Below are 25,456 nucleotides of genomic sequence, written 5' to 3'. Positions count from 1 at the left end.
TGGGAGCGGCCCGGCGCTCGGCCCGCAAGTCAATGCACCCACGAGGATGCCGCCATGAAATCCACAGAACGCCAGTTCCAGTTCCTCACCCGCGAGGACCCCGACACCGGCAAGCGCGTCACGCGGCTGACGCCGCCGGACGTCACCTGCCATCGCAACTACTTCTATCAGAAGTGCTTCACGAACGATGGCCGCAAGCTGATCTTCGGCGGTGAGTTCGGCCCGCACCCCAGCCCCAACTGGAACTACCACCTGCTGGACCTGGACACGCAGCGCGCCGTCCAGCTCACCGACGGCGCCGGCGAGAACACCTTCGGCGGCTTCCTGAGCCCCGACGACAACTACCTGTTCTTCGTGCGTGACAAGCGCCAGTTCATCCGGCTGGAACTCGCCACGCTGCGCGAGGAGGTGCTGTACGTCGTGCCCGACGACTGGGTGGGCTACGGCACCTGGGTGCCCAACAGCGCCTGCACCAAGATCGTCGGCATCGAGATCGCAGCAAGCGACTGGTTCCCGCTGAACACCTGGCAGAAGTTCAACGAGATGTTCCACAAGCAGCCGCTGTGCCGGCTCTTCAGCGTGGACCTGGCCACCGGCCAGCGCAGCGTCATCCTGGAGCAGCGCGGCTGGCTGGGCCACCCGCAGTACCGCCCGTTCGACGACAACACCGTCGCGTACTGCCACGAAGGCCCGCACGACCTCATCGACGCGCGCATGTGGTTCATCGACGAGGACGGCACGAATCGCCGCTGCGGCAAGGAGCACGCCGACGACGAGAGCTGCACGCACGAGTTCTGGGTGCCCGACGGCAGCGCGATGATCTACGTCAGCTACAACGCGAACTCGCCCGAGCGCTGGATCTGCAGCCTCGACCCGGTCACGCTGCAGAACAAGGTGCTGACCACCATGCCACAGTGCTCGCACCTGATGAGCAACTTTGATGGCACGCTGATCGTCGGCGACGGCGTGGGCAAGGTCAGCCACGACAGCACGGCCAGCAATGCGATGCTGGTGGGCGACCCCTACCTGCACCTGTTCGACCTGAAGGCCGGCACGACACGCCGCATCGCTCGCCACGACAGTGGCTGGGACGTCTACAAGGATGACCGCCAGGTCACGCACCCCCACCCCAGCTTCACGCCGGACAACAAGCAGGTGCTGTTCAGCTGCGACAAGGAACGCGCCAGCGGCGTCGAGCCGGCGCTCTACCTGGCCGACCTGTGAAGCTCGCGCTGGCCGCCCTGCTGCTGGTCACCGGCGTCAGCCCGGCCGGAGCCCAGGCGCAGACCCGCCCCCAGCTCACACCCGAGCAGGCCGCCGCCCACACGACGGCCGCCTACCTCGGTGACTGGCAGCCGGCGCCGCTGGCCGACCTGTCGGCCGCCGCGCCGGACTTCATCGTCAAGGCCGGCGAGTCCGTGCAGGCCGCCATCGACAAGGTGCCCGCCGAGGGCCAGTCCGGTGCCAAGCGCTGGGTCATCCACGTCCAGCCGGGCACCTACCGCGGCCCCGTCTGCATCAAGGACAAGGCGCCCCTCGCCATCGTCGGCACGGCGCTGGATCCGGCGACCGTGGTGCTCGTCGACAACCGCTTCTCCGGCAAGCCCAAGGGCGAGCAGGAAGCCGCCCACCCCTGCTGGCCGGAGCTCGGCAAGACCACCATCGGCACCAGCGGCAGCACCAGCGTGCTGGTGCAAAGCCATGACGTGCAGCTCATCTCGCTGACCATCGCCAACGACGCGATGGACGGCGTTCGCCGCGGCGAGGCCTACCCGACCGGCGTCGGCGAAAGCGGCGGCGCGCAGGCCGTGGCGCTGACGCTGAACGGCGACCGCCTGCAGCTGGAGAACGTGCGCCTGCTGGGCCACCAGGACACGCTGTACGTGAAGCGGCCGAATCCGAGCCGGCCCGACGTCCCGTCCCGCCAGTTGATCCGCCACAGCCTCATCGCCGGCGACGTGGACTTCATCTTCGGCAACGCGACGCTGGTCATCGAGCACTCGACGATCCTCACCCGCGCCAACCGCCGCACGCCCGGCCACGGCGGCATCATCCTGGCGCCCAGCACGGCACCCGACGTTCAGCAGGGGTTTCTCGTCACGCACAGCCGCCTCATCGCCGAGCCCGGCATCGCGCCCGGCGCCACGGCGCTGGGCCGCGCCTGGGATGCCGGCGTGAAGGCCGGCACCTGGGCGGCCGGCAGCAGCCCCAACGGCCTGGCCGTCGTGCGCGACAGCGAGATCGGCGCACATGTGGGCCCCTGGCAGGCCAGCACCTCGCGCCGCCCGTTCGACGCCGCCACGAACCGCCTCAGCGAATTCAACAACCGACCATGACCGTCCCTCGCCGCCACGTCCTCGCCCTTGCCGGACTCTCCGCCCTGGGCGGCTGCGTTTCCACGCCACGCGCGGCGGCCGAATCACCGCTGGGCTGGGCCGGCGTCGGCAAGACCACCGGCGGCGCCGCGGCCATGCCGGAGCATGTCTTCGACGTGCATGACCGCGCGGGCCTGGATGCCGCGCTGCGGCTGGGCGACAAGCCCAAGATCATCCGGCTGCACACCTTCATCGACCTCTGCCCCGGCGGCGCCGAGGCTTTCCGCGACCCGGCGTTCAGCTTCGACGCCTTCGACCGCGCCTTCGACCCCGCCACCTGGGGCCGCGACGACCCCAAGGGCCCGCTGGAAGACGCGCGCAAGCGCTCCGAGCAGCGCCAGGCCGCCGTGTCCATCGTGCGGCTGCCGTCCAACACCACGCTGCTGGGCGCGGCCCCCGGCGCCGGCTTCCAGCACGGCATGGTGCTGCTGGACAAGGTCAGCAACATCGTCATCCGCGACCTGCGCTTCTCCGACGCCTACGACCACTTCCCCGCCTGGGAACCACGCGACAACGGCCATGGCGAGTGGAACTCCGAGTACGACGGCCTGTCGCTGCGCGGTGCCGAGCGGGTGTGGGTGGACCACTGCGAGTTCGACGACGGCGATCACCCCGACAAGGCCGAGCCCATCCGCCTGGGCCGGCGCGTGCAGCACCACGACGGTCTGCTGGACATCACGGGGGGCAGCGACCTCGTCACCGTGTCCTGGTGCCGCTTCCAGGCCCACGACAAGACCATGCTGATCGGCAGCAGCGACAGCCGGGCCGCGCTGGACACCGGCCGGTTGCGCGTGACGCTGCACCACAGCCACTTCCACGCCTGCAAGGAACGCACGCCGCGCGTGCGCTTCGGCCGCGTGCACGTCGTCAGCAACCTGTTCAGCGCCGACCAGGCCGAGGACGTCGGCTACACGCTGGGCGCGGGCATGCAGTCGCGCCTGTACGCCGAGCACAACCGCTGGGAGCTGCCGGCCGGCGTGGCGCCGGGGCAGCTGATCCGCCGGCTCAAGGGCAGCGCCATCGTCGTGCGCGACAGCCGCCTCAACGGCCAGCCGGTGGACCTGCTGCAGGCCTGGCAGGCCGCCCACCCGGCGGAGACGCTGGCCGCCGACGTCGGCTGGCGGCCCGACGAGGTCTACGACGCCGCCGCGCTGCGGCCCGCCAGCCCCGATCAACTGGCTGACCAAATCCGCGCCGGTGCCGGCCCGCGCCGGGCCTGAGTCAGAATCCGGACTTCCGCTCCTGGAACAAGCGCCCGAAAGAATCAAAACATGGACGAGGACATTGGCGATTCGAAGCAACCGGAATCGGTGGCCGCGGTACTCAAGGTGTTCGCGATCCTGAACGCCCTGGGCGAGCGCAGCGACATCGGCATCACCGACCTGTCCGTGCGCCTGGCCATGCCCAAGGCCACGGTCTACCGCTTCCTGCAGACGATGAAGAGCCTGGGCTATGTGCGCCAGGAGGCCGACAGCGAGCGCTATGGCCTGGCCATGCGCATGTTCGAGATCGGCGCCAAGGCCCTGCCCGCGCCCGAGCTCGTCGACCTCGCCAAGCACCACATGCAGATGCTGGCCGACGCCACCGGCGAGACGGTCCACCTGGGCAGCCTCATCGACAGCGAGATCATCTACATCCACAAGGTCGACTCGCGCCACATGCTGGGCATGTACTCGCGCATCGGCCGCCGCGCGCCGCTGCACTGCACGGCCATCGGCAAGGTGCTGATGGCCTGGGAGCACCCGGCCCGCCGCGACCGCATCCTGGACGGCGCGACGTTCACGCGCTTTCGCGACAAGACCATCACCGAGCGCCCGGCCTTCCTGGCCGAGCTCGAGCAGGTCAAGAAGCAGGGCTTCGGCGAGGACCGCGAGGAGTTCGACGACCACATCCGCTGCCTGGGCGTGCCCATCTTCGACCGGCTGGGCCAGCCCATCGCCGGCATGAGCGTGTCCTTCCCCACCTTCCGCTTCGACGTCGAGAAGGCGCCCGAGGTCGTCAAGATGCTGCAGGACGCCAGCCGCGACATCTCCGAAAAGCTCGGCTGCACGAACTTCCCGATCCAGCCGACGCAGACCTGAAAAGCACGACCGTGCTTTTCTGTCGCCCGCGGGACGTGACCCGCGGCGGCCCCCATGCTTCAATGCCCTCCGCTGGCCGGGACGCCCCCGGCCCTGGAGACCCGCATGAGCAACACCAACCGCCAGATCGTCCTCGCCTCCCGCCCCAAGGGTGAGGTCACGCCCGACAACTTCCGCCTCGTCGAGGCCGCCCTCGCCCCGCTGGCCGACGGCCAGGTGCGCGTGCGCAACCACTTCCTGAGCCTGGACCCGTACATGCGCGGCCGCATGAACGACAGCAAGAGCTACGCGGCGTCGCAGGCGATCGACGAGGTCATGATCGGCGGCACCGTCGGCGAAGTCGTCGAATCGAAGAACGCCCACTTCGCCGTGGGCGACAAGGTCGTCGGCATGGGCGGCTGGCAGGAGTTCCAGACCGTCGACGCCAGCCAGCGCGGCGTGCTGCAGAAGGTGGACACGACGCACATCCCGCTGTCCGCCTACCTCGGCGCCGTCGGCATGCCCGGCGTGACCGCCTGGTACGGCCTCGTGAAGATCATCAACCCCAAGGCCGGCGAGACCGTCGTGGTGAGCGCCGCCAGCGGTGCCGTCGGCTCGGCCGTCGGCCAGCTCGCCAAGGCGCGCGGCGCGCGTGCGGTGGGCATCGCCGGTGGCGCCGACAAGTGCCGCTATGTCGTCGAGGAACTGGGCTTCGACGCCTGCATCGACTACAAGCAGCATCGCGACGTGAAGTCTCTCTCCGCCGCGCTGAAGGCCGAGTGCCCGAACGGCATCGACGGCTACTTCGAGAACGTCGGCGGCTACATCCTGGACGCCGTGCTGCTGCGCGCCAACGCGTTCAGCCGCGTGGCCATGTGCGGCATGATTTCCGGCTACGACGGCCAGCCCATCCCGATGGCCGCGCCGCAGCTCATCCTCGTCAACCGCATGAAGGTCGAGGGCTTCATCGTGTCCGAGCACATGGAAGTCTGGCCGGAGGCGCTGAAGGAGCTGGGCGGCCTCGTCGCCACGGGCAAGCTCAAGTACCGCGAGTCCGTCGCGCAAGGCCTGGAGAACGCGCCCGAGGCCTTCATGGGCCTGCTCAAGGGCAAGAACTTCGGCAAGCAGCTCGTCAAGCTGGTCTGATGCACTGGACCTGCGTCCGGTTCGATGAGCTGACCGTCGAGCAGCTCTACGACCTGCTGCAGCTGCGCTCCCAGGTCTTCGTCGTCGAGCAGAACTGCGTGTTCCTCGACATCGACGGCCTGGACCGCCAGACGCTGCACCTGCTGGGCACCGGCGAGGACGGCGCGCTGCGGGCCTACACGCGGCTGATCCCGCCGGGCGTGAAGTCGCCCGACGCGCTCATCGGCCGCGTCGTCACGGCCCCCGCCGCGCGCGGTGGCGGCACCGGCCGCGCGCTGATGGCCGAGTCCGTCGCCCGCTGCGAGCAGCTGTGGCCCGGCCACGCGATCACGCTGCACGCGCAGGCCCACCTGGAACGCTTCTATGCCGGCTTCGGCTTCGCGCCCGTGGGCGAGCCCTACATGGAAGACGGCATTCCCCACATCGAAATGAGAAAGCCCCTGCAATGAGCAAGCAAACCGCCGTCATCACCGGCGCCGGCTCCGGCTTCGGCCTGGAAACCGCCCGCCTCGCCGCCGCGCGCGGCATGAACCTCGTGCTCGTCGACGTGCAGGCCGATGCGCTGCACAAGGCCGCGGCCGAGTTCACAGGCGTGGAGGTGCTGGCCCGCGTGGTCGACGTGGCCAAGGCCGATCAGATGCAAGCCCTGGCAGATGCCGTGCAGGAGCGCTTCGGCGCACCGCACTTCGTCTTCAACAACGCCGGCGTCGGCTCGGGCGGGCTGATCTGGGAGAACGCCCTCAGCGACTGGGAATGGGTGCTGGGCGTGAACCTGATGGGCGTCGTGCACGGCGTGCGGCTGTTCACGCCCATGATGCTGGCCGCGGCGAAGGCCGACCCCGCGTATCGCGGCCACATCGTCAACACCGCCTCCATGGCCGGCATGCTGAACCCGCCCAACATGGGCGTGTACAACGTGTCCAAGCACGCGGTGGTGTCGCTGTCCGAGACGCTGTATCAAGACCTGTCGCTGGTAACCGACCAGGTCCACGCGTCGGTGCTGTGCCCGTTCTTCGTTCCCACCGGCATCAGCCAGAGCCACCGCAACCGGCCGGCCGAGTTCGCCAGTACCAAGCCCACCAAGAGCCAGCTCATCTCCCAGGCGCAGACCGACAAGGCCGTGTCCTCGGGCAAGCTGACCGCGGCCGACGTGGCGGCCATGGTGTTCGACGCCATCGACCACGGCAAGTTCTACATCTTCAGCCACCCGCAGGCGCTGGCCGGCGTGCAGACGCGCCTGGAAGACGTGATGCAGCTGCGCAACCCCACCGACCCGTTCATCGACCGGCCCGAGATCGGCGCCGCGTTGCGGGCCAAGCTGCGCGCCGAGTGAGGCGGGGACAATCGGGGGCATGAGCTCCCCCGATTCCATCGCCGTCATCGGCGGCGGCCCCGCCGGCCTGATGGCCGCCGAGGTGCTGGCCGCCGCCGGCCACGCCGTCACCGTCTTTGACGCCAAGCCCAGCGTCGGCCGCAAGTTCCTGCTGGCCGGCAAGGGCGGCCTCAACCTCACGCACTCCGAGCCGTTCGAGCCCTTCGTCGGCCGTTTCGGCACACGCGCGGCGCAGATCGCGCCGCTGCTGCGCGGCTTCGACGCCGACGCGCTGCGCACCTGGGCCGCCGGCCTGGGCGTGCAGACCTTCGTCGGCACCTCCGGCCGCGTATTCCCCACCGACCTCAAGGCCGCGCCGCTGCTGCGCGCCTGGCTGCAGCGGCTGCGCGCGGCCGGCGTGAAGTTCGCGATGCGCCACCGCTGGACCGGCTGGGCCGACGATGGATCTCTGCGCTTTGCCACGCCGGACGGCGAACGCCTCGTCACGCCGCGCGCCACGCTGCTGGCGCTGGGCGGCGCCTCCTGGCCGCAGCTCGGCTCCGACGGCGCCTGGGCGCCCTGGCTGGCCGCCCGCGGCGTGGACGTCGCACCGCTGCAGCCGGCCAACTGCGGCTTCGACGTCGGCCCCACCGCGGCACACGCGGCCGGGCCGGGCTGGAGCGAGCGCTTCGCGACCGAGTTCGCCGGCCAGCCGGTCAAGCCTGTGGCGCTCGCAACCGACGGCGTTGCAAGCCGCCCCGGCGAGTTCGTCATCACCGCCACCGGCATCGAGGGCTCGCTGGTCTATGCCGCCAGCAGCGCGCTGCGCGAGCAGATCGCGCGCACGGGCACGGCCACGCTGGCGCTGGACCTGCTGCCGCAGCTGACGCCCGAGCGCGTGCTGGCCGAAGTGAAGCACCCGCGCGGCAGCCGCTCGCTGTCGTCGCACCTGAAGAGCCGGCTCAACCTCGGCGCGCTGAAGCTGGGCCTGCTGCACGAGCTGCTGACGCGCGAGCAGATGCTCGACGCCGCCACGCTGGCCGCGGCGCTGAAGTCGCTGCCGCTGACGCTGCACGCACCGCGCCCGGTGGCCGAGGCCATCTCCACCGCCGGCGGCGTGCGCTTCGAGGCGCTGACCGACGGGCTGATGCTGACCGCGCTGCCCGGCGTGTTCGTCGCCGGCGAGATGCTGGACTGGGAGGCGCCCACCGGCGGCTACCTGCTGACGGCCAGCCTGGCCAGCGGCCGCGCGGCGGCCCAGGGCCTCGTGGGCTGGCTGGCCGGGCCGCGCTGAGCGGCGCCGTTCACAGACGGTTGCAACTCGGCGGGCCGGCGCCCCCAGCCTTAGGGGCCGGCCGCGGCGCTGGCGCAGCGGCGCGCTTTCTAGACTCGCGCGTCTTTCACGCCCACCCCGCCCATGCGCCTGCCCCGCCCCACGCTGCTCGTCCTGAGCCTGATCGCCGCCAGCCTGCCGGCCGCCGCCCAGGCCACGCTGCCGCCCACCCCGCTGGGCACGCCGGACCCGGCCTCGTTCTACGGCCTGCTGCTCAACCAGTGGTACGTGTCGGTCAAGCAGGTCAGCGCCGGCACGCTCATCGACGGCACGCCGACGCAGGACGGCAGCTTCCTGACCTTCCCCACCTCGGCGGCCACGCCGAGCCGGGCCGAGTCGGGCCAGACGGTGGGCGGCAAGAGCGCCAGTGCGCTGGGCGTGGCCTCGGCCACGCAGCTGGGCGCCGCGGCCAGCGCACGCGCGCCGCTGACGCCGGACGCCACCGGCATGGCCGCGGTCGGCTACGCGGCGCTGTCGTACTGGGCCGTGCTGGACCAGGACGCCGCCGTGCGCTTCAACCTGGGCCTCAAGGGCTCGCTGTCCACCACCGGCAACGTGGCGCTGGGCGCCGACGCGACGACCGCCGGCGTGGCCGTGCTGGCCCACGGCTCCGAGGCCAACTTCTCGAACGCCAGCCAGGCGGCCCTGTTCGCCAACGCCGGCCTGGACGTGAACGCCGAGGGCGAGACGCTGCTGCGCCAGCTGAGCGTGCTGCGCCCCAGCACGCAGACGCACCTGGACGTCTTCGGCGCGCAGGCCGACGCGCTGCACACCGCCGTGGACGTGGACACCACGCTGGGCGTCACCGCCAGCGGCACGCAGATCCAGTGCAACGGCACCGAGCCCGCCCCCATCTCGGCCGTCTGCGGGCGCTACTTCTACTTCATGAACGTGTTCCTGTTCACCGGCGCGCAGAACGGTGCGGCGGCCGATTTCTCGCACACGCTGGGCGTGGACAGCATCAGCATCAACGGCGGCCCCGCGCAGGCGTTCAATGCCGTGTCGGCCGTGCCCGAGCCGGGCTCCGCGCTGCTGCTGGCCGCCGGCCTGGGCCTGCTGGGCATGGCGGCGCGCCGCCGCGGCAACGGGCGCCGCTGAGCCCCCTCAGCGCCCGGGCGGTGGCGGCGTGCCCGCCAGCTGCGCCTCCAGCTCGCTGACGTCGCGGTTGAACTCGGCCAGGTAGCGGCTGCGCTCCTCGCTGCTCCACTCCGCGTCGGAGAAGGCCGTGAGCGCGTGACGCGCGCCAGTGAAGACGACGCCCTCGCGCCGCGCCAGCATCGCGCGGTCGGGGAAGCGGTCCGGCAGCAGCAGAAAGCCCTGCAGGTCGCGCAGCCGCAGCGGCAGGGCCGGTGCCGCGTCGCGCAGCAGCTTGCCGAACACGCGCAGCCGCGCCGTCTGCTCGCCGCCGCCCAGTTCGTCGTTGAACGACACCAGCGCGAACGGCTGGCCGCGCGCATCGTCCACGCGGCCGGTGACGACGTAGCGGCCGGGCTGCTTCACGGTCAGCGCGACGTTGAAGTCCAGCGAGCCGTCCGCCACCCGCTCGGTGATGCCGCCCCACTCGGCCGGCACCAGCGGCTGGTAGACGACGTCGAAGTTGACGACGCCCTGCCGCCCGTCCTGGCTCAGCGTGACCTGCAGCCTCAGCGTGCCGGCGAAGTCGGCGAACGCGGTGCGCGACGGCTGGAAGCTTGCGCTGTAGATGCCGTCGCTGCCGGTGAAGTCCAGCGCCAGCTGCGGCCGGCCGGCGGCCTGGCGAGGGTCGGGCAGGTCGAAGGCCACGGCCCGCGTGACCAGCAGCGGCAGCGCGCGGCCCGCGTCGTCCTGCGCGGCCACGCTGACCCGCACGGTCTCGTCGCCGCTCATGAACACGCGGTCCTGCGTCGTCACGATGCGCACGCCCGGCACGGCCGCCTTGGTGCCGGGGAAGCGCAACGGCAGGCTTTCGCGCACGGGGTCGAAGGGATGGACCTGGTCCGGGTGCTCGGCCAGCGGGCGCGACTCGTGCGGGTAGCGCGTCTGCTGGCGGTAGGTGTCCAGCGTCACGCGGGCGCGCTCCAGCCGCTGCAGCAGCAGCTCGCGCTGCGCCCGCCGCTCGCGCAGCGCGGCGTCGGTGAACGGCGAGCCCGCCGGGCGCGATGCGGCTGCGGACGCGCCCGCCGGCAACGCCAGGTGTGGCCGGGCGGCCTCGGCGATGGACGACGGCGCGGCCGCCTGGCCCGGCCAGGCCCACCAGGCGACGACGACGGCCAGCGCCGCGCCGGCCGCCCACGCGGCGAACCTCACTTGGCGTTGTTCACCATGTCGGCCCGCACCAGGCCCACGGTGCCCTGCCAGTTGCCGTTGGTGTAGTGGTTGTAGGCCTCGGCCGTGTCACGGAAGACGACCGAGTGGTTGGTCCACTTGGCCTTGCCGCCCTCGGCCGGCGCGGTGCCCAGCGTCAGGTCGTTGCACAGCCAGTCGCTGGGGTTGCAGTAGCTGCCGCCGCCGCTGCCGGAGATGCCGCCGGCCGAGTGGTAGGCGATGGCCTCGTCGTCCTGGCCGGGCAGGACGAAGGAGTAGGCGGTGCCCTTGGCGCCGGCCCACAGGTAGAACATCTTGCCGCGGGTGTTGTTGTGGTCGTACATGGCGCGCGCCGTGGCCGTCTTCAGGTCGGACACCAGCGGCTCGGACAGCGCCCAGTCGCCCGCATTCGCCAGCTCGCTGCCGCCGGCCGCCCCGGCGGCCACGTTGACCCACTTGATGTTCCAGCCCGTCTGCGTCGTGCCGTCGCTGTTGGCGCAACTGCCGTCGCTGCCGGGCGTCGCGTTCTTCTTGTAGCGCGCCGTGCCGCCGTACAGCGACAGCGCGTAGCCGATCTGCAGGTTGCCGGCGCTGTGCGCGGCGACGTAGCACCAGTTGGGCCCGGTGCAGTAGCAGTCCAGCGCGTTGCGGATCAGATGATTCGTGTCCGACACATGGTTGTAGCCGTCCCAGTTGACGGCCTTCTTGTTGACGCCGGCGGCCGTGCCGGCCGGCCCCCAGTAGGTGAAGTCGGCATAGTTGCCGGCCACGCCGCCGCCGGTGCGGCCGTTGATCCACAGCGAGTAGTTGGCGGCGAACGCCGCGCCGGCGAGGGCCGCCGCCGCCAGCAGGGTCGTCAGAAACCGTGTCGAGCGCAGAACTTTCATCGTTGTCTCCGTGGTGGGGGGTGTCGGTCTGGTGCCGGTGTGTTGTGCGAGGCACTGTAGGAAGCCGCCCCACTGCGGCAAACCCGCAGTAACCCGCGGAAACCCCGGCAAGCCCGGCCCTGGCGACGCAGCACGCGGCCCTAGACTGCGCCGGCTTTCCCAAGGCTGCGCCCTGCCCCTCGCCATGCACCGACGTCGCGCCCTGCTGCTCCCTGGCCTGCTGCTGCCCGGACGCGCCGTCGTGGCGCAGCCGCAGCAGGTGGTCATCGGCGCCGAGGACGACTGGCCGCCCTACTCCGCGGAGGTGGACGGGCGCATCCAGGGCCTGACGGTGGACCTCGTCACGGCGGCCTTCGCCGCGGCCGGCGTGCAGGCCCGCTTCGAGCCCATGCCCTACGTGCGCTGCATGGCGCTCACGCGGGCCGGCACGCTGCTGGCCTGCTTCAACACCACCCGCACGGCGCTGATCGAGAACGACTACCTGTGGCCGGCGCGGCCGATGTTCGACGAGCGGTTCCTGATCTGGGCCCGCGCTGACGCGCCCACGCCGCGCACGCCGCTGCGGGCGCGGGACCTGGAAGGCCAGCAGGTCGCGGTGACGCGCGGCTATGAGTACGGTGCCGAGTTCGACGCCAACCCGCGCATCTCGCGCGTCGTGACGGCCCACGACGAGAACAACTTCCGGCTCATGCTGCGCGGCCGCGCCCGCTACACGCTGGCCCCCGACGCCAACACCCGCCTGCTTTTCAAGCGCCACCCCGACCTGGCAGGGCAGTTCAAGGTGGTCGGCCAGCTGGATGCCTTTGGCATCTACACCGCGTTCTCGCGGCTGCACCCGCAGTCGCCGGCCATGCTGGCGGCGTTCAACGACGGCATGAAGGCCATCCAGGCCAACGGCGTGGCCAAGGCCATCCAGGAGCGCTGGCGCCAGCGCACCGCCGCGCCCTGAAGCTGCGCCGGCCCGCGGCGCCGCTTTGGCAGAATGCAGGCCTCGCGTATTACCCAGGGCGCCAAGCAAGAGGCGCCCTTTGTGTTTGTGGACACCATCGTTATCCAGATTGCCGCCGAACTGAAGGTTCGGCCCGCCCAGGTTCAGGCTGCCGTGGAGCTGCTGGACGGCGGCGCCACCGTGCCCTTCATCGCCCGCTACCGCAAGGAGGCCACCGACGGCCTGGACGACATCCAGCTGCGCGAACTGGACGCCCGCCTGGCCTACCTGCGCGAACTGGCCGACCGGCGTGAAGCCGTGCTGAAGAGCATCGCCGAGCAGGGCAAGCTGACGCCCGAGCTGGAAGCCGCCATCCGGGCCGCGCCCACCAAGCAGGAGCTGGAAGACCTCTACCTGCCCTACAAGGTCAAGCGCCGCACCAAGGGCTTGATCGCCCGCGAGGCCGGCCTGGAGCCGCTGGCCGACGCGCTGTTCGCCGACCCCACGCTCGACCCGCAGGCCGAGGCCGCCAAGTTCCTGAACCCCGAGGCCGGCTTTGCCGACAGCTTCGCCGTGCTGGACGGCGTGCGCGACCTGCTCAGCGAGCGCTGGGCCGAGGACGCCGTGCTGGTGGGCAAGCTGCGCGAGTGGCTGTGGGAGGAAGGCCTGTTCCAGAGCAAGCTGATGGACGGCAAGAACGGCGAGCTGCCCGACAACGCCAAGTTCCGCGACTACTTCGACTACGCCGAGCCCATCAAGACCGTGCCGTCGCACCGCGCGCTGGCCGTGTTCCGCGGCCGCACGCAGGAGCTGCTGGACGCCAAGCTGGTGCTGGACGAAGAGCCCGTCGCCGGCCAGCCCGGCCTGGCCGAGGGCCGCATCGCGTCGCACCTGGGCTGGCGCCACGCCAACCGCGCGAGCGACGCACTGATCCGCAAGACCGTCGCGTGGACCTGGAAGGTCAAGCTCTCCTTGAGCCTGGAGCGCGACCTGTTCGCCCGGCTGCGTGAAGCGGCCGAGGCCACCGCCATCAAGGTCTTCGCCGAGAACCTGCGCGACCTGCTGCTGGCCGCCCCCGCCGGCAAGCGCGTCGTCATGGGGCTGGACCCGGGCATCCGCACCGGCGTGAAGGTGGCCGTCGTCTCCGACACCGGCCGCGTGCTGGACACCGCCACCGTCTACCCGCACGAGCCCCGCCGTGACTGGGACGGCAGCCTGCACACGCTGGCCAAGCTGTGCGCCACGCACGGCGTCAACCTCATCGCCATCGGCAACGGTACGGCCAGCCGCGAAACCGACAAGCTGGCCGGCGAGCTGATCAAGAAGCTGCAGGCGCTGGATGCCAGCGTCAAGATCGAGCGGGTCGTCGTCAGTGAGGCCGGCGCCTCGGTCTACTCGGCCTCGGAGTTCGCGTCCAAGGAGCTGCCCGACCTGGACGTCAGCCTGCGCGGCGCGGTGTCCATCGCCCGCCGGCTGCAGGACCCGCTGGCCGAGCTGGTCAAGATCGACCCCAAGAGCATCGGCGTCGGCCAGTACCAGCACGACGTCAACCAGAGCGAGATGGCGCGCGCGCTGGACGCCGTCGTCGAGGACTGCGTGAACAAGGTGGGCGTGGACCTGAACACCGCGTCGCAGGCGCTGCTGGCCCGCGTGTCGGGCCTGTCGGCGTCGGTCGCCAGCAGCATCGTGCGCTGGCGCGATGCGAACGGCGCCTTCCGCAACCGCCAGCAGCTGCTGGACGTGACCGGCCTGGGCCCCAAGACCTTCGAGCAGGCGGCCGGCTTCCTGCGCATCCGCGGCGGCGACAACCCGCTGGACTTCAGCGGCGTGCACCCCGAGACCTACCCGCTGGTCGAGAAGGCGCTGGGCCTGCTGAAGCGCCCGGCCGAGGAGGTGATCGGCCGCAGCGAGGTGCTGCGCACGCTCAAGCCCGAACTGCTGGCCGACGACAGGTTCGGCGCCATCACGGTCAAGGACGTGCTGGCCGAGCTGGAGAAGCCCGGCCGCGACCCGCGCCCGGACTTCAAGGTCGCCCGTTTCAACGACGGCGTCGAAGACGTGAAGGACCTGCAGCCCGGCATGCTGCTCGAAGGCACGGTCAGCAACGTCGCCCAGTTCGGCGCCTTCGTCGACCTGGGCGTGCACCAGGACGGGCTCATCCACGTCAGCCAGCTGAGCAACAAGTTCGTCAACGACGCGCGCGAGGTCGTCAAGACCGGCGACATCGTCAAGGTCAAGGTGCTGGAGGTGGACCTGGCGCGCCAGCGCATTTCGCTGACGATGAAACTGGACGCGCAGGCGCCGCGGGGCCCGAAGCAGGACAACAGCTTCCGCCCCGCAGCCCGCAACGAGCGGTCGGGCGCAGGCTCGCGTGATGCGCAGCCGGCCGGCGGCAACGCCATGGCGGCGGCCTTCGCCAAGCTCAAACGCTGACCTTCGACACCGGCAAGCGCGGCTGTCAACATGCGGCCCGCGCCGCGCGTTGGCGCGCCACCCCCCTCAAACTGCAACTGGTCGCAGACCACCTGCGGCCCGTCGCCCCCGCGGCTATGGTGCGCGCCGCCCTGCATCCTCGGAGTCCTTCTTGAAAACCCCTGCCCTCGCCCTGCTGCTCCTGCTCAGTCCCGCCCTGGTCCTGGCCCAGCAGGAGGTCGACCGCGCCTCCAACAACTCGCCCACGCCCAGCAACAACCAGCTCGAGCGTGTGTCCGTGACGCGCACGCAGACCGACACGGACCTGCGCCGCCGCGAGCCCGTGGCCAAGCAGCTGTACGGCCGCGACGAGCTGGACAAGTACGGCGACACACAGCTGTCCGACGTGCTCAAGCGCCTGCCCGGCATCAACGTCTCCGGCGGCCAGCTGCGCATGCGCGGCCTGGGCGGTGCGTACACGCAGATCCTCGTCAACGGCGAGCCGGCGCCCCCGGGCTTCAGCCTGGACAACCTGAACCCGGCGCAGGTCGAGCGCCTGGAAGTCACCAAGGCCCCGACGGCCGACCAGAGCGCTCAGGCTATCGCCGGCACGCTGAACATCATCCTGAAGGATGCGCCGCGCGTCGTGCAGAAGGATCTGCGCGTGGGCCTGGCGTACGCCAGCGAGAAGCCGGTCGTCAACGGCGGCTTCACCTACGGCGATCGCGTCGTCGGTGGCGTGGGCTTCGTGCTGCCGATCTCGGTCTACCAGTGGAACTTCAAGAACGAGCTGGCAGGCGAGCGGCTGACCAACGCGACACCCGCCGCGCCGCAGCAACTGCGCCAGCACGTCACCAACGAAGGCTGGGACCGCGCCCACGGCCGCGGCTTCAACGTATCGCCGCGCCTGAACTGGAAGCTGGGCGACGACGAGACGCTGTCCGTGCAGGGCTTCTTCGTGCAGAACCGCTTCCGCAACGAGGGCGCCAACACCGTCACCCGGCTGGCCGACAGCGACGCGGCCTACACCCCGCGCACCATCGACGAGACGACGAACAACCGCGGCACGTTCTCGGCCAACCGCATCAACCTGCAATACAACAACCGCTTCAGCGAGGATCGCCGCATCGAGCTGCGCGCGGGTACCGGCTCGGGCGGGGCGGACTTCCGCTTCGCCTTCAACGGCCGCAACGGCTCCGCGCCGCAGCCCATCGAGCGCATCACGTCGGGGGACAACAGGAACCGCACCAGCACCCTGGGCGGCAAGTACAGCCAGTACGCCGGCGAGGCGCACACCGTGACGGTGGGCAGCGAGATCGAGCGCCGCGTGCGCGACGAAAAGCGCACCACCACCGAGAACGGCGCGCTGCTGCTGCCCGGCGTGGAGGGCCAGCCCTTCAACGCCACCATCACGCGCACGGCCTTCTACGCGCAGGACGAGTGGGAGATCAACAAGCAGTGGTCCGCCTACTTCGGCGTGCGCCACGAGCAGATCAAGATGGACAGCGAAGGCAACCGCGACGTGGCCGGCAGCAGCGATTTCCGCAGCACCAGCAAGGTCACGACGCCACTGCTGCACCTGAACTTCAAACCCGACCCCAAGGGCCGCGACCTGGTGCGCGCCAGCCTCACGCGCAGCTACAAGGCGCCGGACATCCAGCAGCTGATCAACCGCCCGTCCATCAACCTGAACGACCCGATCGAGAAGGGCAACACCGACACGACGCCGGACCGCAGCGGCAACCCCGCGCTCAAGCCCGAGTTGGCCACCGGCCTGGACATCGCCTACGAGAGCTACCTGCCGGCCGGAGGCCTGGTGTCGGTGGGCGTATTCCACCGTCGCATCACCAACCTGATCCGCACGGACAAGCCGCGCCTGATGACGGTGCCGTGGGCGCCAACGGACCGCTGGGTCATCACGCAGGTCAACCTCAGCAAGGCCACCACGCAAGGCCTGGAGCTGGAGGTCAAGGGCCGGGCGGGCGAGCTTTTCCCGAGCCTGTTCGAGCCGACCACGGCGCTGTCGCTGCGCGCGTCGCTGAACCTGTACCGCTCCTCGGTCGGCGACATTGCCGGCCCGCACAACCGGCTGGAAGGCCAGCAGCCGTGGCAGTTCAACTTCGGTGCCGACTACCGCATGAAGAGCCTGCCCATCAGCATGGGCTTCAGCGCACAGATCGCGCCGGACTACGAGGTGCGCCAGAGCGATGTGCAGAGCCAGGAAAGCTTCGCGTCCCGCTCGGTGGACGCGTTCGCGATGATGCAGGTCAGCAAGCAGGACAGCGTGCGCGTCAGCGTCAACGGGCTGTTCCAGCCCAAGCAGGGCTCACGCGTGTTCTATGCCAGCAAGGCCGACTTCAGCCTCAACGAGCGCGAGCCGGCGCCCTGGTGGTCGGTGAACTGGGAACACAAGTTCTGACCCCGCGCGCCGTCCCCGCCGCGTCACGCCGCGCGGCCGGCGTCGGCTATCTTGTCGGGCGATGACCGCTCCCGCCCTCCAAATACTTGCCGGACCGGCCGCCCGCGCGCGGCTGGCCCAACGCGGCTTGCGCGCCGATGACGTCGGCCTGATCCCCGCCGCCGCCGGTGGCCCCAAGGGGTTGATCCTCAACGGCCTGGATCGCCACATCTTCGGCGACTGGCTGCCTCAAAGCCGACAGCCCGTGCATCTCGTCGGCGCCAGCATCGGCGCCTGGCGCATGGCCACGGCAGCTCTCGCCCACCGCGATGTGGCCGACGCGTTCAACACGATGGCCGAGGCCTACGTGACCCAGGAGTACGACGTGCTGCCCGGCGAGAAGCGCCCGCGGCCCGAGGGCGTCAGCCGGCGCTTCGGCGAGATCCTGGCCGAGATCTTCGAAGGCCGCGAGGCCGACGTGCTGGCCCACCCGCGGTATCGGTTGCACGTCGTCACGTCGCGCGGCCAGAACAAGGGTCTGGGCCTGCTGGCGCGCGAAGGCCGGCTGCGCACGCCGCTGGGCTACCTTGGCGCCTTCGCGGCCAACGCCATGTCGCGCCCGCTGCTGGGTCGGTTTCTCGAACGCGTCGTCTTCTCCGACCCGCGCGACCGCCTGCCGCTGCGGCTCAACGACTTCACGACGCGCGAGGTGCATCTGTCGCGCGCCAACCTGCGCGGCGCGCTGCTGGCCAGCTGCTCCATCCCGTTCTGGCTGCGCGCCCAGCACGACCTGCCCGGCGCGCCACGCGGCGCCTACTGGGACGGCGGCATCACCGACTACCACCTGCACCTGGACTACCGTGAGCTGCAGGCCAGCGGTGCGCCGCTGGTGCTGTACCCGCACTTCCAGCGCCAGGTCGTTCCCGGCTGGCTGGACAAGGCACTGAAGCACCGTCACCGCTCGACAGCCTTCCTCGACAACGTCGTCCTGCTGTGCCCGTCGCCCGGGTGGATCGCCACGCTGCCCGGCGCCAAGCTGCCCGACCGCAACGACTTCATGGCCCTGGACGCCGACGAACGCCGCCGCCGCTGGCGCGTCGCCGTCGGCGAAAGCCAGCGGCTGGCGGATGAATTTGCCGCGTTGGCCCAGCGCGACTCGATTCCGGCGTTGCCGCTTTAGAATCCGGGCTCCCTCCCCTCACAAGAGCGAGAAAGGCACCCTGGTTATGACACCGCGAACTACGACCACCACCTTCACCGGTAACTAGTCGGCCGCGGCACGTCACGTCTTCTCGCCCTTCCCGGGCACGAACCAAGCGCGGCACCTGGCCGCGCTTTTTGTTTTCTGCCCCTGATCGGAGCAACCCCATGATCTCGATTCAACTCCCCGACGGCTCGCGCCGTGAATTCCCCGCCCCGCTGACGGTCGGCGACGTCGCCGCCAGCATCGGCGCCGGCCTGGCCAAGGCAGCGCTGGGCGGCAAGGTCGATGGCAAGGTCGTCGACCTCTCCCACGTCATCGACAAGGACGTGCAGCTCGCCATCGTCACCGACAAGGACGCCGATGGCCTGGACATGATCCGCCACTCGACGGCCCACCTGTTGGCCTACGCCGTCAAGGAGCTCTACCCCGAGGCCCAGGTCACCATCGGCCCGGTCATCGACAACGGCTTCTACTACGACTTCTCCTACAAGCGCCCCTTCACGCCTGAAGACCTGGCCGCGATCGAGTCCAAGATGACCGAGCTGGCCAGGAAGGACGAGAAGGTCGTGCGCCGCGTGCTGCCGCGTGACGAGGCCGTGGCGCATTTCAAGGCCCTGGGCGAGCACTACAAGGCCGAGATCATCGGCAGCATCCCGGCGGGCGAGGACGTCTCCCTCTACGCCGAGGGCAAATTCGAGGACCTGTGCCGCGGCCCGCACGTGCCGTCCACCGGCAAGCTCAAGCACTTCAAGCTGATGAAGGTGGCCGGCGCCTACTGGCGCGGCGACCATCGCAACGAGATGCTGCAGCGCGTCTACGGCACGGCCTGGGCCAGCAAGGACGACCTGCAGAAGTACCTGACGCTGCTGGAAGAAGCCGAGAAGCGCGACCACCGCAAGCTGGGCAAGGAACTCGACCTCTTCCACATCGACGAGCACGCGCCGGGCGTCGTGTTCTGGCACCCCAAGGGCTGGACGGTGTGGCAGGAGGTGGAGCAGTACATGCGCCGCGTCTACCGCGACAACGGCTACCTGGAGGTCAAGGGCCCGCAGATCCTGGACAAGGGCCTGTGGGAGAAGACCGGTCACTGGGACAAGTACCGCGAGAACATGTTCGTGACCGAGTCGGAGAAGCGCGACTACGCGCTCAAGCCGATGAACTGCCCCGGCCACATCCTGATCTTCAAGCAGGGCGTGAAGAGCTACCGCGACCTGCCGCTGCGCTACGGCGAGTTCGGCCAGTGCCACCGCAACGAGCCCTCGGGCGGCCTGCACGGCATCATGCGCGTGCGCGGCTTCACGCAGGACGACGGCCACATCTTCTGCACCGAGGACCAGATCCAGGGCGAAGTCACGGCGTTCACGACGCTGCTGCAGAAGGTCTACAAGGACTTCGGCTTCACCGACATCATCTACAAGCTGTCGACCCGCCCCGAAAAGCGCATCGGCACGGAGGAAAGCTGGGACAAGGCCGAGGCCGCGCTGGCTTCAGGCCTGAAGGCCTCCGGCTGCGACTTCACCTACCTGCCGGGCGAAGGCGCCTTCTACGGCCCCAAGATCGAGTACACGCTCAAGGACGCCCTCGGCCGCGAGTGGCAATGCGGCACGATCCAGGTCGACCCCAACCTACCTGAGCGTCTGGACGCCGACTTCGTCGACGAGAACGGCGAGCACAAGCGCCCGCTGATGCTGCACCGCGCCATCGTCGGCAGCCTGGAGCGTTTCATCGGCATCCTGATCGAACAGCACGCCGGCGCGCTGCCCACCTGGCTGGCTCCGACGCAGGTTGTCGTCGCCAACATTACGGATGCGCAGGCCGATTACGTGGCTGAAATTGTGAAATCGCTGCAAAAACAAGGGCTTAGGGCCTCAGCCGATTTGCGCAACGAGAAGATCACCTATAAAATCCGCCAGCATTCCATGCAAAAGCTGCCGTACATCCTCGTCGTAGGCGACAAGGAAAAGGCGAATGGCAGCGTTGCGGTGCGCGCCCGTGGCAACCAGGATCTCGGCGTGATGCCCCTGCAGGACTTCCTTGACCGGATCTCCGCAGACATCACCAACAAGGTCTGACAGCCTCCCGGGCGCGCTTTGTTTTGTTTGGGGCCCCTCGCCTTGGGGCCTTGTTGAAAGGTCCACACCATCGCTACGTTTGCCGACCGTCGTGCGATTCCGGAGCGCAAGCACCGGTTGAACCGCGAAATCATGGCTCCCGAAGTCCGCCTGAACGGCCCCGAGAATGAACCCATCGGGATCGTCAGCATCCAGGAAGCCCTGCGCATGGCGGGCGATCTGGACGTGGACCTGGTCGAGATCTCCGCCACCGCCAATCCGCCGGTCTGCCGGCTGATGGACTACGGCAAGTTCAAGTACCAGGAGCAAAAGCGCGCCGCCGAAGCCAAGTCCAAGCAGAAGATCATCGAAATCAAGGAAGTCAAGTTCCGCCCGGGCACGGACGAAGGCGACTACCAGATCAAGATGCGCAATCTGCGCCGCTTCATCGCCGAAGACGGCGACAAGGGCAAGGTCACGCTGCGCTACCGGGGCCGCGAAATCACGCACCAGGACATCGGCATGCGCCTGCTGGAGCGGATCCGCGACGAGCTCGCCGACGTGGCGGTGGTCGAAAACATGCCGAAGCTCGAAGGTCGGCAGATGATCATGGTCCTGGCGCCCAAAAAGCGCTGAGGTTTTTGAGCCGCTCACAAAAGCCAGCGAAGCGGTTCTGGCTAGGCGGCTCGGCGAAGACAGTACGCAAGTACGGCGAGCCGAGCCAACGACGCCAGAAGGTTTTTGTGAGCGGCTCATGAGTTCAACCGGCAGGTTTGGTCGCCTGCCGGTTCACAAGTCTCCTGAGGCCAACAAGCGTGACGGGCTCACCGTCACCGCCCCAGGGACACACTTAAAAGGAGCATTCACATGCCCAAGATGAAGACCAAGAGCAGCGCGAAGAAGCGTTTTCGCGTTCGTCCGGGTGGCACCGTCAAGCGCGGTCAGGCGTTCAAGCGCCACATCCTGACCAAGAAGACCACGAAGAACAAGCGTCAGCTGCGCGGCGCTGTGAACGTGCACGAAACCAACATGGGCCACATGGCTCAGATGTTGCCTTTCGCCGGCCTGTAATCCACCAAGACTAGAAGGAGAAACATATGCCTCGCGTCAAACGTGGTGTTACCGCTCGCGCCCGTCACAAGAAGGTCCTGGCCCTGGCCAAGGGCTTCCGCGGTCGTCGTAAGAACGTTTTCCGCATCGCCAAGCAGGCGGTGATGAAGGCGGGTCAATACGCCTACCGTGACCGCCGCACCAAGAAGCGCGTGTTCCGTCAGCTGTGGATCGCCCGTATCAACGCCGCCTCGCGTGGCCTGGGCCTGTCCTACAGCAAGTTCGTGGCGGGTCTGAAGAAGGCCCAGATCGAGATCGACCGCAAGGTCCTCGCCGATCTGGCCGTCAACGACCCGGCTGGTTTCGCCAGCATCTTCGCCAAGGTGAAGGCCGCGCTCGCCTGATTGCGAACCATCCCGACTCGTCGGGATACGCAAACTTTCGGGGCCGGCCCACCAGGGTCGGCCCCTTTTCATTTTCAATTCCGAATGTCTGATCTCGACGCATTGCTGGAGTCCGCCAAGGCTGACTTCGCCGCCGCTCCCACGCCCGCCGAGCTGGAAAACGCCAAGGCCCGCTTCCTCGGCAAATCCGGCCGCGTGACCGAGCTGATGAAGGGCCTGGGCGCCCTCAGCATCGAGGAGAAGAAGACCCGCGGCGCCGAGATCAACCAGACCAAGGTCGCCATCGAGGCCGCCCTGACCGCCCGCCGCGACGCGCTGGCCGCCGCCGAGCTCGAGAAGCAGCTCAAGGCCGAAGCGCTGGACGTCACGCTGCCCGGCCGCCAGCGCGGCACTGGCGGCCTGCATCCCATCACGCGCGCCATGGAGCGCATCGAGGCCATCTTCGCGTCGATGGGCTTCGACGTCGCCGACGGCCCCGAGATCGAGACCGACTGGTACAGCTTCTCGGCGCTGAACAACCCCGAGAACCACCCCGCCCGCTCGATGCAGGACACGTTCTACGTCGACATGAAGGACGAGAACGGCAGCTGGCTGAACCTGCGCCCGCACACCAGCCCGATGCAGATCCGCTACGCGCAGGCCCACGCCAAGCGCTATGCCGGTCAGGAGACCATGCCCGAGATCCGCGTCATCGCGCCGGGCCGCACCTACCGCGTTGACAGCGACGCCACCCACTCGCCGATGTTCCACCAGGTCGAAGGGCTGTGGGTGGGCGAGAACATCTCGTTCAAGGACCTGAAGGCGGTCTACCTGAACTTCATCACGGCCTTCTTCGAGACCGACCAACTGCAGCTGCGCTTCCGCCCCAGCTACTTCCCGTTCACCGAGCCCAGCGCCGAGATCGACATCATGTTCGAGAGCGGCCCGCTGAAGGGCCGTTGGCTGGAAGTGTCCGGCTCCGGCCAGGTGCATCCGCAGGTCATCCGCAACATGGGGCTGGACCCCGAGCGCTACATCGGCTTCGCCTTCGGCTCCGGCATCGACCGCCTGGCCATGCTGCGCTACGGCGTCAACGACCTGCGCGCCTTCTTCGACGGCGACCTGCGCTTCCTGTCGCAGTTCAAGTAAATCGCCCAGCCACCGAGTTCACGAGTCACCATGCAATTCCCCGAGTCCTGGCTGCGCGAGTTCTGCAATCCGCCGCTCAACACCACACAGCTCGCCGAGCTGCTGACCATGTCCGGCATGGAAGTCGAAGAGCTGCGCCCCGTCGCACCGCCCTTCCACGGCATCGTCGTTGCCGAAATCCTCGAAGCCGAGCAGCACCCCAACGCCGACAAACTGCGCGTCTGCAAGGTCAACGCCGGCCCCGCCTTCAACAATGGCGAAGCGCTGCAAATCGTCTGCGGTGCGCCCAACGCCCGCGCCGGCATCAGGGTGCCGCTGGCCACGGTCGGCGCCGAACTGCCCCCGGGGGAAGACGGCAAGGCATTCAAGATTGGCGTCGGCAAGCTGCGCGGCGTCGAGAGCTTCGGCATGCTGTGCTCGGCCCGCGAGCTCAAGCTCAGCGAAGACCACGGCGGCCTGCTGGAGCTGGCTGCGGACGCCGTCATCGGCGAAGACATCCGCAAGCACCTGAACCTCGACGACACGCTGTTCACGCTGAAACTGACACCCAACCTGGGCCACGGCCTGAGCGTGTTCGGTGTCGCGCGTGAAGTGGCTGCGCTGACCGGCGCACCGCTGCTCAAGGCCGAGTTCCCGGCCATCAAGCCGACGCTGGATGACAAGCTGCCGGTGCGCGTCGAAGCCACCGACCTGTGCGGCCGTTTCTCCGGCCGCATCGTCAAGGGCATCAACACGAAAGCGCAGACGCCCGCCTGGATGGTCCAGCGCCTGGAGCGCTGCGGCCAGCGCTCGGTCACGGCGCTGGTCGACATCTCGAACTACGTGATGTTCGAGTACGGCCGCCCGTCGCACATCTTCGACCTCGACAAGATCAGCGGTGAGCTCATCGTGCGCTGGGGCAAGCCCGGCGAGCAGCTCAAGCTGCTGAACGGCAACACCATCACCGTTGACGACAAGGTCGGCGTCATCGCCGATGCGCGCGAGGTCGAGTCCCTCGCCGGCATCATGGGCGGCGACCACACCGCCGTGTCCGACGACACGAAGAACGTCTACGTCGAAGCCGCCTTCTGGTGGCCCGAGGCCGTCATGGGCCGTGGCCGGCGCTACAACTTCTCGACCGACGCCGGCCACCGCTTCGAGCGCGGCGTCGACCCGTCGCAGACCGTCGAGCACATCGAGCGCATCACGCAGCTCATCCTCGACATCTGCGGCACGCCGGACACCAAGGTCGGCCCGATGGACGACCAGTCGCCCAACGTACCGGTCGCCAAGCCCGTTCTGCTCCGTGTCGCCCGCGCCGCCAAGGTCATCGGCATGCCGGTGACGCAGGCCGACTGCGAACAGGTGTTCACGCGCCTGGGCCTGCCGTTCACCGCGGCTGACGGCGTGATCACCGTGACCCCGCCGAGCTGGCGCTTCGACATCCTGATCGAGGAAGACCTCATCGAGGAAGTCATTCGCGTGATGGGCTACCCCACGCTGCCGTCCACCGCGCCGCTGGCCCCCATCGTCGGCCGCACCGGCTCGGAGTCGCGCCAGGCCAAGCACGCGCTGCGCCGTGCCGTGGCCGCGCGCGACTACTTCGAGACGATCAACTTCAGCTTCGTGGAAGAGCGCTGGGAGCGCGAGCTGGCCGGCGTCACCGATCCGATCAAGCTGCTGAACCCCATCGCCGCGCCGCTGTCGGTGATGCGCACCAGCCTCATCGGCAGCCTCGTGCAGGTGCTGCGCCACAACCAGGCCCGCCGCGCGACGCGCGTGCGCGTATTCGAACTGGGCCGCGTGTTCAAGCGCGACGCGTCGGTGGCCAGTGGGCCGCTGGCCGTGGCTGGGATCGCCCAGCCGCTGCGCCTGGGTGGCCTCGCCTGGGGGCCGGCCGAGCAGCAGCAATGGAGCCAGCGTGACCGCGCCGTCGACTTCTTCGACGTGAAGGGTGACCTGGAAGCCCTGTTCGCCCCACAAACGCTGACCTTCGACGCCGCCGAGCACCCGGCGCTGCACCCGGGCCGCAGCGCCCGCGTGAGCCTGAACGGCAGCGTCATCGGCGTCGTCGGCGAACTGCACCCGCGCTGGCGCCAGGCCTACGAGATCAGCGGCGGCGCGCCCGTCGTCTTTGAGCTGGACCTGGACGCCGCGCTGACCCGCACGCTGCCGCAGGGCCAGCCGCTGCCGCGCCAGCAGGCCGTCCAGCGCGACCTGGCGCTGGTCGTGAAGGACAGCGTCAGCCACGACGCGCTGATGGGCAGCATCAAGACCGCCGGCGGCGCACTGCTGCGCTCGGCGCGGCTGTTCGACGTCTTCAAGCCGGCCGCTGGCGCCGCAGCCGACCTGCAGGCCGACGAGCGCAGCCTGGCCGTGCGCCTGGAACTGCTCGACGACGACGCGACGCTGACCGACGAACGCATCGAAGCAGCCGTGGCCGCCATCGTTGCCGCGGCGGGCCAGCAGGTCGGCGCGCGCCTGCGCGGCTGACCCCGTCGGAGGA

Annotated in this window: 21 protein-coding genes; 19 read left to right on the top strand and 2 right to left on the bottom strand. The window is 69.3% G+C overall.

All coding sequences use genetic code 11. From position 1 onward, the window contains the following. The first annotated feature begins 54 nt into the window (after positions 1–54). From ACG04Q_RS11295 to ACG04Q_RS11255, 9 genes are all read left to right on the top strand, one after another. Positions 55–1,224: an oligogalacturonate lyase family protein gene (locus ACG04Q_RS11295; protein ID WP_394511022.1), complete on the top strand. Its 1,170-nt coding sequence runs from the start codon at positions 55–57 to the stop codon at positions 1,222–1,224. Beyond that, entirely contained in the window at positions 1,221–2,336 is a 1,116-nt protein-coding gene (locus ACG04Q_RS11290) for a pectinesterase family protein (protein ID WP_394511021.1), read from the top strand. The genes ACG04Q_RS11295 and ACG04Q_RS11290 overlap by 4 nt, the downstream gene beginning before the upstream one ends. After that, positions 2,333–3,595, top strand: a complete 1,263-nt coding sequence (locus tag ACG04Q_RS11285) for a pectate lyase family protein (protein WP_394511020.1) — start codon at positions 2,333–2,335, stop codon at positions 3,593–3,595. The genes ACG04Q_RS11290 and ACG04Q_RS11285 overlap by 4 nt, the downstream gene beginning before the upstream one ends. A gap of 51 nt (positions 3,596–3,646) precedes the next feature. Then, on the top strand, positions 3,647–4,456 hold the full coding sequence (gene kdgR / locus ACG04Q_RS11280; protein ID WP_394511019.1) for a DNA-binding transcriptional regulator KdgR: 810 nt from the start codon (positions 3,647–3,649) through the stop codon (positions 4,454–4,456). 105 nt (positions 4,457–4,561) lie between these two features. Next, complete coding sequence (locus ACG04Q_RS11275; protein ID WP_394511018.1) at positions 4,562–5,581, top strand: NADP-dependent oxidoreductase; 1,020 nt, start codon at positions 4,562–4,564, stop codon at positions 5,579–5,581. After that, positions 5,581–6,030: a GNAT family N-acetyltransferase gene (locus ACG04Q_RS11270; RefSeq protein WP_394511017.1), complete on the top strand. Its 450-nt coding sequence runs from the start codon at positions 5,581–5,583 to the stop codon at positions 6,028–6,030. Before ACG04Q_RS11275 ends, ACG04Q_RS11270 begins: the two co-directional genes overlap by 1 nt. Next, positions 6,027–6,914 (top strand): SDR family oxidoreductase, encoded by an 888-nt coding sequence (locus ACG04Q_RS11265; RefSeq protein WP_394511016.1) that lies wholly within the window; start codon positions 6,027–6,029, stop codon positions 6,912–6,914. Before ACG04Q_RS11270 ends, ACG04Q_RS11265 begins: the two co-directional genes overlap by 4 nt. Positions 6,915–6,933: 19 nt before the next feature. Beyond that, positions 6,934–8,187: a TIGR03862 family flavoprotein gene (locus ACG04Q_RS11260; RefSeq protein ID WP_394511015.1), complete on the top strand. Its 1,254-nt coding sequence runs from the start codon at positions 6,934–6,936 to the stop codon at positions 8,185–8,187. Positions 8,188–8,310: 123 nt separating this feature from the next. Next, positions 8,311–9,324, top strand: coding sequence for a PEP-CTERM sorting domain-containing protein (locus ACG04Q_RS11255; RefSeq protein ID WP_394511014.1), 1,014 nt, complete (start codon positions 8,311–8,313; stop codon positions 9,322–9,324). A 6-nt stretch (positions 9,325–9,330) separates the two neighbouring features. Here the strand turns inward: ACG04Q_RS11255 and ACG04Q_RS11250 are convergent, their stop codons facing one another. Both ACG04Q_RS11250 and ACG04Q_RS11245 read right to left on the bottom strand, forming a co-directional pair. Further along, the gene (locus ACG04Q_RS11250; protein WP_394511013.1) at positions 9,331–10,512 is read right to left on the bottom strand and encodes a hypothetical protein; all 1,182 of its coding nucleotides are present in this window, start codon (positions 10,510–10,512) and stop codon (positions 9,331–9,333) included. Then, the gene (locus tag ACG04Q_RS11245) at positions 10,509–11,396 is read right to left on the bottom strand and encodes a hypothetical protein (protein WP_394511012.1); all 888 of its coding nucleotides are present in this window, start codon (positions 11,394–11,396) and stop codon (positions 10,509–10,511) included. Before ACG04Q_RS11245 ends, ACG04Q_RS11250 begins: the two co-directional genes overlap by 4 nt. 184 nt (positions 11,397–11,580) lie before the next feature. Between ACG04Q_RS11245 and ACG04Q_RS11240 the strand changes: the two genes are divergently transcribed. The 10 genes from ACG04Q_RS11240 to pheT all read left to right on the top strand — a co-directional run bounded on the left by ACG04Q_RS11240 (position 11,581) and on the right by pheT (position 25,443). Next, positions 11,581–12,345 carry a substrate-binding periplasmic protein gene (locus ACG04Q_RS11240; protein WP_394511011.1) on the top strand — a complete coding sequence of 255 codons (765 nt, stop codon included), beginning with the start codon at positions 11,581–11,583 and terminating at the stop codon, positions 12,343–12,345. A 33-nt stretch (positions 12,346–12,378) separates the two neighbouring features. Then, complete coding sequence (locus tag ACG04Q_RS11235; RefSeq protein ID WP_394511010.1) at positions 12,379–14,757, top strand: Tex family protein; 2,379 nt, start codon at positions 12,379–12,381, stop codon at positions 14,755–14,757. A gap of 151 nt (positions 14,758–14,908) precedes the next feature. Then, positions 14,909–17,155, top strand: coding sequence for a TonB-dependent receptor plug domain-containing protein (locus ACG04Q_RS11230; protein ID WP_394511009.1), 2,247 nt, complete (start codon positions 14,909–14,911; stop codon positions 17,153–17,155). Positions 17,156–17,216: 61 nt separating this feature from the next. Continuing rightward, on the top strand, positions 17,217–18,314 hold the full coding sequence (locus ACG04Q_RS11225; RefSeq protein ID WP_394511008.1) for a patatin-like phospholipase family protein: 1,098 nt from the start codon (positions 17,217–17,219) through the stop codon (positions 18,312–18,314). Between the two features lie 188 nt (positions 18,315–18,502). Next, a complete protein-coding gene (thrS, locus tag ACG04Q_RS11220) occupies positions 18,503–20,410 on the top strand; it encodes a threonine--tRNA ligase (protein WP_394511007.1) in 1,908 nt (635 codons plus the stop codon). A 69-nt stretch (positions 20,411–20,479) separates the two neighbouring features. Next, the gene (infC, locus tag ACG04Q_RS11215; RefSeq protein ID WP_394511346.1) at positions 20,480–21,025 is read left to right on the top strand and encodes a translation initiation factor IF-3; all 546 of its coding nucleotides are present in this window, start codon (positions 20,480–20,482) and stop codon (positions 21,023–21,025) included. A gap of 231 nt (positions 21,026–21,256) precedes the next feature. Continuing rightward, complete coding sequence (gene rpmI / locus ACG04Q_RS11210; protein WP_028601240.1) at positions 21,257–21,460, top strand: 50S ribosomal protein L35; 204 nt, start codon at positions 21,257–21,259, stop codon at positions 21,458–21,460. Between the two features lie 26 nt (positions 21,461–21,486). Next, the gene (rplT, locus tag ACG04Q_RS11205; protein ID WP_025564000.1) at positions 21,487–21,843 is read left to right on the top strand and encodes a 50S ribosomal protein L20; all 357 of its coding nucleotides are present in this window, start codon (positions 21,487–21,489) and stop codon (positions 21,841–21,843) included. Positions 21,844–21,927: 84 nt separating this feature from the next. Next, positions 21,928–22,971: a phenylalanine--tRNA ligase subunit alpha gene (pheS, locus tag ACG04Q_RS11200; protein WP_394511006.1), complete on the top strand. Its 1,044-nt coding sequence runs from the start codon at positions 21,928–21,930 to the stop codon at positions 22,969–22,971. 30 nt (positions 22,972–23,001) lie between these two features. Then, positions 23,002–25,443, top strand: a complete 2,442-nt coding sequence (gene pheT, locus ACG04Q_RS11195) for a phenylalanine--tRNA ligase subunit beta (protein WP_394511005.1) — start codon at positions 23,002–23,004, stop codon at positions 25,441–25,443. Positions 25,444–25,456: the final 13 nt, after the last annotated feature.

The organism is Pelomonas lactea (assembly GCF_043555885.1).
Lineage (GTDB): Bacteria > Pseudomonadota > Gammaproteobacteria > Burkholderiales > Burkholderiaceae_C > Pelomonas > Pelomonas lactea.
This window is presented reverse-complemented; position numbering and strand designations above follow the sequence as displayed.

What these genes read in the sequence shown, in the direction of transcription:
- ACG04Q_RS11295 (WP_394511022.1), top strand. Translation starts at nt 55, where the DNA reads ATGAAATCCACAGAACGCCAGTTCCAGTTCCTCACCCGCGAGGACCCC.
- ACG04Q_RS11285 (WP_394511020.1), top strand. Translation starts at nt 2,333, where the DNA reads ATGACCGTCCCTCGCCGCCACGTCCTCGCCCTTGCCGGACTCTCCGCC.
- kdgR (WP_394511019.1), top strand. Translation starts at nt 3,647, where the DNA reads ATGGACGAGGACATTGGCGATTCGAAGCAACCGGAATCGGTGGCCGCG.
- ACG04Q_RS11275 (WP_394511018.1), top strand. Translation starts at nt 4,562, where the DNA reads ATGAGCAACACCAACCGCCAGATCGTCCTCGCCTCCCGCCCCAAGGGT.
- ACG04Q_RS11270 (WP_394511017.1), top strand. Translation starts at nt 5,581, where the DNA reads ATGCACTGGACCTGCGTCCGGTTCGATGAGCTGACCGTCGAGCAGCTC.
- ACG04Q_RS11265 (WP_394511016.1), top strand. Translation starts at nt 6,027, where the DNA reads ATGAGCAAGCAAACCGCCGTCATCACCGGCGCCGGCTCCGGCTTCGGC.
- ACG04Q_RS11260 (WP_394511015.1), top strand. Translation starts at nt 6,934, where the DNA reads ATGAGCTCCCCCGATTCCATCGCCGTCATCGGCGGCGGCCCCGCCGGC.
- ACG04Q_RS11255 (WP_394511014.1), top strand. Translation starts at nt 8,311, where the DNA reads ATGCGCCTGCCCCGCCCCACGCTGCTCGTCCTGAGCCTGATCGCCGCC.
- ACG04Q_RS11245 (WP_394511012.1), bottom strand. Translation starts at nt 11,396, where the DNA reads ATGAAAGTTCTGCGCTCGACACGGTTTCTGACGACCCTGCTGGCGGCG.
- ACG04Q_RS11240 (WP_394511011.1), top strand. Translation starts at nt 11,581, where the DNA reads ATGCACCGACGTCGCGCCCTGCTGCTCCCTGGCCTGCTGCTGCCCGGA.
- ACG04Q_RS11235 (WP_394511010.1), top strand. Translation starts at nt 12,379, where the DNA reads ATGCAGGCCTCGCGTATTACCCAGGGCGCCAAGCAAGAGGCGCCCTTT.
- ACG04Q_RS11225 (WP_394511008.1), top strand. Translation starts at nt 17,217, where the DNA reads ATGACCGCTCCCGCCCTCCAAATACTTGCCGGACCGGCCGCCCGCGCG.
- thrS (WP_394511007.1), top strand. Translation starts at nt 18,503, where the DNA reads ATGATCTCGATTCAACTCCCCGACGGCTCGCGCCGTGAATTCCCCGCC.
- rpmI (WP_028601240.1), top strand. Translation starts at nt 21,257, where the DNA reads ATGCCCAAGATGAAGACCAAGAGCAGCGCGAAGAAGCGTTTTCGCGTT.
- rplT (WP_025564000.1), top strand. Translation starts at nt 21,487, where the DNA reads ATGCCTCGCGTCAAACGTGGTGTTACCGCTCGCGCCCGTCACAAGAAG.
- pheS (WP_394511006.1), top strand. Translation starts at nt 21,928, where the DNA reads ATGTCTGATCTCGACGCATTGCTGGAGTCCGCCAAGGCTGACTTCGCC.
- pheT (WP_394511005.1), top strand. Translation starts at nt 23,002, where the DNA reads ATGCAATTCCCCGAGTCCTGGCTGCGCGAGTTCTGCAATCCGCCGCTC.